The following is a 5603-nucleotide window of genomic DNA, read 5'->3' as shown; positions in this document are numbered from 1 at the left end:
CGCGCGGCCCCGCCGCGCTGCACTACCGGCCGACGGTGACCGTGCTGCGGCCGGACGATCCGGACGTCCGCCCGGACGACGGCCACGAGGCCGTCACGCTGACCGCCACGGTCGCCCCGCACGGCCGGGTGGACTGGAGCGACGAGGCGACGGCGGCCGCCTTCGCCGAGCGCGTGCTCGACGCCGCGGAAGGGGTGCTGCCGGGGCTGCGGGAGCGCCTGCTGTGGCACGAGGTGCGCACGCCCGCCGACACCGAGCGCGCGACGGGCGCCGAGGGCGGGGGCGTTCCGGCGCCGGTGCTGGCCGGTGGCGGGGGAGCCTTCCTCCGGGCCGCCAATGCGACGTCGCTGCCGGGCCTGTACCTGGCGGGCGGATTCGCCCACCCCGGCGGCGGGCTGGCGCACGCGGGGATGTCCGGGACGATGGCCGCGGGCCTGATCGTCTCCGGGGCGGACTGGCGCGGCTCCCAGTAGGCGGCGGTTCCCCGCGTGGGGCCCCGCCGCTCCGGCGGCGGGGCCCCACCGTCAGTAGCGGGGCTGCTCGTTGTGGTGCTCGGTGTACTGCTCGCCGTAGCCCGGCGCCTGCCCCTGCCCCTGTCCCTGTCCCTGTGCGGGGAGTTGCTGGGGGTAGCCGGGGTAGGGCTGCTGGGCGTAGCCCTGCGGGACGGGCGGGTAGTCGCCGTCGCGCTGCTGCGGCACCCAGACGCCGCCGGGCGGGGTGTCCGTGTCGTACTGCGGGGCGGGTGCGTAGGCCTCGGCGGGGTGGCCGCCCATGCCGTAGGGCTGCGGGGCGGGCTGCTGGTACTGCCCGTAGGAGTCGTACGGCTCGTAGGCCTGCTGCCGGCTGCCGATGTAGGGGTCGGAGTACGCGGCGTACTGTCCCTGCCCGTAGTCGAATTGACCGGGCTCGGCGGGTGCGCCGGGCGCCGCCGGGGCCTGGGTGCCGTAGGGGTCGGCGTACGGTGCGGGGCCGTGGTCCGGTGCGGGGGCGGAGGCGGTGCCGTAGCCGCTGTCGCCGTAGCCGCCGTAGGCCGCGTCGCCCGTGGTGCCGGGGGCGGGGACGGCATGCGGCTGGTGGTCGGCGCTGGACGGGCCGGGGTCGCCCGCAGGCTCCGCGAGCGGGGGGACGGCGGGCATGGCCGCGGTCTCGTCGAGCGGCGGGGCCTCCGCCCGCTCCGTCCTGCGGCGCCGGCCGGCGCGCGGCTCCTTCACGGCGTCGTCCTCGACGGCCGGCTTCCCGGCACGCCTACCGGACTTGACGCCTCTTCCGGACCTACCGCCCGTACCGGACTTCTCTTCCGTACCGGACTTGTCGAACTCGCCTGCATGGTCAGCGTTGTCGGCCTTGTCCCGGCGGAGCGCCCAGCCGCGGGAGAAGCCCCGGCGGAAGGAGAGCGTCACGTACGTCTGCCCGACGGCGAAGGCCACCGCGCCCGCCGCGATGACCGCGACGGACGGGATGACGACGCCCGCGACGACGCCGAGGAAGCCGGCGAAGGCGAGGAGGCGCCAGCGCAGTCGCGCCTTGTACTGCAGCAGCACTTCGCCGAGCAGCCAGAGCGCGACGACGCCGAACGCGATGTAGAGGACCGTCCAGCCCATTTACGCCCCTCTCGTGGCCGCCGCCTTCGAGGGGCCGGCCGTCAGGACCGCTGGTGCAGTCCCAGATTCTCGTAGATTTCCAGCGTCGCCGTGGAGTGGTTCAGGGTAATGAAGTGCAGCCCGGGAATCTCCTCGGCCATCAACCGAGCGCACAGCTCCGTGGCGTACTCGATCCCGATCGAGCGTACAGCGGCCCGGTCGTCCTTGACCGCGAGGATCCGCTCGGCCAGCGCCGGGGGGAACGCGGCATTGCTGAGCTGCGCGAACCGCTCGATCTGGCGGACGTTGGTGACGGGCATGATCTCGGGGATGATCGGGGTGTCGCAGCCGGCGGCGGCCACCCGGTCGCGCAGCCGGAGATAGTCCTCGGGGTAGAAGAACATCTGGGTGATGGCGAAGTCCGCACCCGCGCGGCACTTGTCCACGAAGTACCGGATATCGGTGTCCCAGTCGCTGGAGCGCGGGTGCATCTCCGGGAAGGCGGCGACGCCGACGCAGAAGTCGCCGGACTCCTTGATGAGGCTCACGAGGTCGGCGGCGTAGTGCAGGCCCTCGGGGTGGCGCACCCACTCGCCCATGGGGTCCCCGGGCGGATCGCCGCGCAGGGCGAGCATGTTGCGGATGCCGACGTCGGCGTACTGGCCGATGATGTTGCGCAGCTCGGCCTTGGAGTGGTTGACGGCTGTCAGGTGGGCGACGGGCGTGAGCGTCGTGTCGGTCGCCATGCGCTCGGTCACCCGCACGGTGCCCTCGCGGGAGGAGCCTCCCGCGCCGTAGGTGACGGACACGAAGGTCGGGCCGACGGCCTCGATCCGGCGGATGGCGTCCCAGAGGGTGCGCTCCCCCTTCTCGGACCTCGGGGCGGCGAACTCGAAGGAATACGACTGCTCGCCTGAGGCGAGCAGCTCACGCACCGTGCGCGCGTGGTCTGTCCTGGTGGAGGCGGTACCAAGGGCCATACCGGCAAGTTAACCAGCGCTCCCCGCGGCCCCCAACCCACTTCTGCGATTTGCCCGATAGGCCGGTATCCCGTCCGGCATGCGGACGGATCTTCATGTTCCGTTGACGCTCCGTTGACGTTTCCCGGGCCGCCGCAAGGGACCGGGCGTGGCCTCAGAGGCGCTCGCGGACCCTCTTGGCCAGCTCCGCGGCGGCCGCTCCGGGGTCGTCCGCCTCGGTGATCGCGCGGACCACGACGACCCGGCGGGCACCGGCGTCGAGCACCTGCTCCAGATTGCCCAGGTCGATGCCGCCGATCGCGAACCAGGGGCGCTCGGTGCCGAGGGCCGCCGCGTGGCGGACCAGGGGCAGGCCGGGGGCGTGCCGGCCGGGCTTGGTGGGGGTGGGCCAGCAGGGGCCGGTGCAGAAGTAGTCCACGCCGGGCTCGGCGGCCGCGGCGTCCACCTCGGCCTCCCCGTGCGTCGACCGGCCGATCAGCACCTCCTCGCCGAGGATGGCGCGGGCGGCGGGCACCGGCAGGTCGCCCTGGCCGAGGTGCAGCACGCCGGAACCGGCGGCGTGGGCGACGTCGGCGCGGTCGTTGACCGCGAAGAGCTTGCCGTGGCGCCGGGCGGCGCCGGCGAAGACCTCGAGGTGCTCCAGCTCCTCGCCCGCCTCCATGCCCTTGTCGCGCAGCTGGACGATGTCGACACCGGAGGCGAGGACCGCGTCGAGGAATTCCGGCAGGTCGCCCTGGCGCTTGCGGGCGTCGGTGCACAGGTACAGCCGGGCGTCGGCGAGGGCGTCGCGGGCGGTGGCGGACATCGGGTGGTTCCCCCCGGGTCGGCGGTGGGGGGGGGGGGGGGGGGGGGGGGGGGGGGGGGGGGGGGGGGGGGGGGGGGGGGGGGGGGGGGGGGGGGGGGGGGGGGGTTTTCTGGGGGGGGTGGGGGGGGGGGTGCGCCACCCCCCCCCCCCCCCACACCGGACGGTACTGACGGGCGCGGTCACCGCGCCCTGAAACGGATCGGGCCCCGGAACGGACCGGGCCCTCGGGCTGCCCGGCGGCTCAGACGGCGAGCGCCTGGGCGCGCCGCTTCACCTCCGTGCCGCGGTTCTCCCGCAGGGCGTCCGCCGGGGTGCCCGGCAGGCTCTCGTCGGCGGTGAACAGCCACTCCAGCATCTCCTCGTCGCTGAAGCCGTCGTCCCGCAGCAGCGTCAGGGTCCCGGCCAGGCCCTTGACGACCTTGCCCTCGCCGATGAAGGCGGCGGGCACCATGAGCACCCGGTTCTCACCTCGGCGCACGGCGATCAGCTGGCCCTCCTTCACCAGCTGCCGCACGCGCGTCACCTCCACGCCGAGCTCCTCGGCGATGTCGGGGAGGTTGAGCCAGGCGGGAACAAGCGCGTCGATCTTTGCGTCAATCTCGGTCACGGGACAAGCCTGCCATCTGGCGCTGACAGCCGGTAGCCGGGTTGACCCGACCCGGGCGCGTCACAGCGCCGCGGCCTTCAGCGGCACCGACGCGTCGGCGGCCTTGGCGCGGTCCAGCAAGGCGCCCTTCTCGATGAGCTTGCGGCCCTGGGCCAGGTCCCTGGGACGGCCGACGGCCAGCAGGGCGACCAGGACGCCGGCGCGCAGCCAGCACACGCTCCAGGCGGCGCTCGCGGGGTCGCCGCGCCACAGCATCTCGTCGGCGGCGGCGTGGTGGCCCGCGTACTGCACGAACCGCCCGAACTGCTCGGACCAGAAGTACGGCACCGGGTCGTAGGACGGCCCCTCGGCCGGGCCCAGCACGATGTTCGCCGCGACGGTCCGCGGCCCCTGCATCGCGTTGTCCCAGTGGTGCACGAGCAGCCGCTCGCCGTAGCGGGCGGAGGGGAACGACGCGCAGTCGCCGACCGCGTAGACGCCGGGCAGCGAGGTGCGCAGCCGCTCGTCGGCGAGGACGGCGCGGTCCTCGCCGAGCGCGATGCCGGAGCCCTCCAGCCAGCCGGTCGCGGCCCGCGCCCCGACGCCGACGACCACGGCGCCGGCCGTCAGCCGGGTGCCGTCGGCCAGCACGACCGCGTCGTCCTCCACGGTGGTCACCCGCGCGCCGAGCATCAGCCGGGCGCCGCTCTCGGCGTACCAGGGGGCCATCCGGGCGGCGACCTCGGCGGGCAGGGCGCCGGCGAGGACGCGGTCCGCGGCCTCGACCACGGTCACCTCGCAGCCCGCCTCCCGGGCGGCCGTCGCGACCTCGGCGCCGATCCAGCCCGCGCCGACGGCCACGACGTCGTGCTGGGCGGCCAGGACCGGGCGCAGCCGCACGGCGTCGTCGAGGGTGCGCAGCAGGTGGACGTTGGGCAGGCCCTCGCTGCCGGGCAGCCGGACGGGCTCGGCGCCGGTGGCGATGACCAGGACGTCGTAAGGGACCGGCCCGGACGCGGTGTCCACCAGGTGCTCGGCCGGGCGCAGGCCGGTGGCCTCCCGCCCGAGCTGGAGGTCTATCCCCAGCAGGGCGAAGTCCACCTCGAACGCGGAGCCGTCGGCCTTGCCCAGCAGGACGGCCTTGGAGAGCGGGGGCCTGTCGTACGGGGGGTGCGGCTCGGCGCCCAGCATGGTGACGGTGCCGGCCCAGCCGAGCTCGCGCAGGGCGACCGCGGTCTGCACGCCGGCCATTCCGGCACCCACGATGACGGCGCGCCGCTCACGGGCGGCAAGAGGTTCTTCCCGGTGCTCGCTCACCCGATCACTGTAGGACGGCGGCTGTGCGCGACCGGGGCCAGGGCCCTCCGGGCGGGTCTCGCGAACGTCACCGCGAGGCCGGCCCGGCGCCGCCGGGACCTCGCCGCGGGTTCGCGGCGCGTACTAGGGTGGCCGGTGCACGCACTCGCGGGAGCCCGGACGACCGGGCTGAGAGGGAGGCTGGACGGCCTCCGACCGTACGAACCTGATCCGGGTCATGCCGGCGAAGGGAGGGGCTGGACACCTCATGGCCGCGTCGACGACCACACCGGGCGCAGCGACCGCGCCGACCGTTCCCGCCTGCGACGTCCTCGTCGTGGGCGGCGGGCTCATCG

The 5603-nt window shown here is 75.0% G+C and carries 5 protein-coding genes, 1 pseudogene and 1 riboswitch; of the genes and pseudogenes, 1 reads left to right on the top strand and 5 read right to left on the bottom strand.

The window, feature by feature from the left end; genetic code table 11:
• A pseudogene (locus V7793_RS32360) lies at positions 1 to 473 on the top strand (NAD(P)/FAD-dependent oxidoreductase); the annotation flags it as partial.
• 51 nt (positions 474 to 524) lie between these two features.
• On the opposite strand, the gene V7793_RS32355 reads toward V7793_RS32360, so the two are convergent.
• From V7793_RS32355 to V7793_RS32335, 5 genes are all read right to left on the bottom strand, one after another.
• On the bottom strand, positions 525 to 1601 hold the full coding sequence (locus tag V7793_RS32355; RefSeq protein WP_336013271.1) for a hypothetical protein: 1077 nt from the start codon (positions 1599 to 1601) through the stop codon (positions 525 to 527).
• A gap of 41 nt (positions 1602 to 1642) precedes the next feature.
• Positions 1643 to 2560: a methylenetetrahydrofolate reductase [NAD(P)H] gene (gene metF, locus V7793_RS32350; RefSeq protein ID WP_336013270.1), complete on the bottom strand. Its 918-nt coding sequence runs from the start codon at positions 2558 to 2560 to the stop codon at positions 1643 to 1645.
• A gap of 154 nt (positions 2561 to 2714) precedes the next feature.
• On the bottom strand, positions 2715 to 3365 hold the full coding sequence (gene thiE / locus V7793_RS32345; RefSeq protein ID WP_336013269.1) for a thiamine phosphate synthase: 651 nt from the start codon (positions 3363 to 3365) through the stop codon (positions 2715 to 2717).
• A gap of 241 nt (positions 3366 to 3606) precedes the next feature.
• Complete coding sequence (locus V7793_RS32340) at positions 3607 to 3972, bottom strand: Rv2175c family DNA-binding protein (protein WP_179080549.1); 366 nt, start codon at positions 3970 to 3972, stop codon at positions 3607 to 3609.
• Between the two features lie 60 nt (positions 3973 to 4032).
• Entirely contained in the window at positions 4033 to 5268 is a 1236-nt protein-coding gene (locus V7793_RS32335) for an NAD(P)/FAD-dependent oxidoreductase (protein ID WP_443058039.1), read from the bottom strand.
• Between the two features lie 137 nt (positions 5269 to 5405).
• Positions 5406 to 5517, top strand: a riboswitch (TPP riboswitch).
• Positions 5518 to 5603: the final 86 nt, after the last annotated feature.

The sequence above is a fragment of the Streptomyces sp. KLMMK genome (genome assembly GCF_036961605.1).
Classification (GTDB): Bacteria; Actinomycetota; Actinomycetes; order Streptomycetales; family Streptomycetaceae; genus Streptomyces; species Streptomyces telluris.
This window is presented reverse-complemented; position numbering and strand designations above follow the sequence as displayed.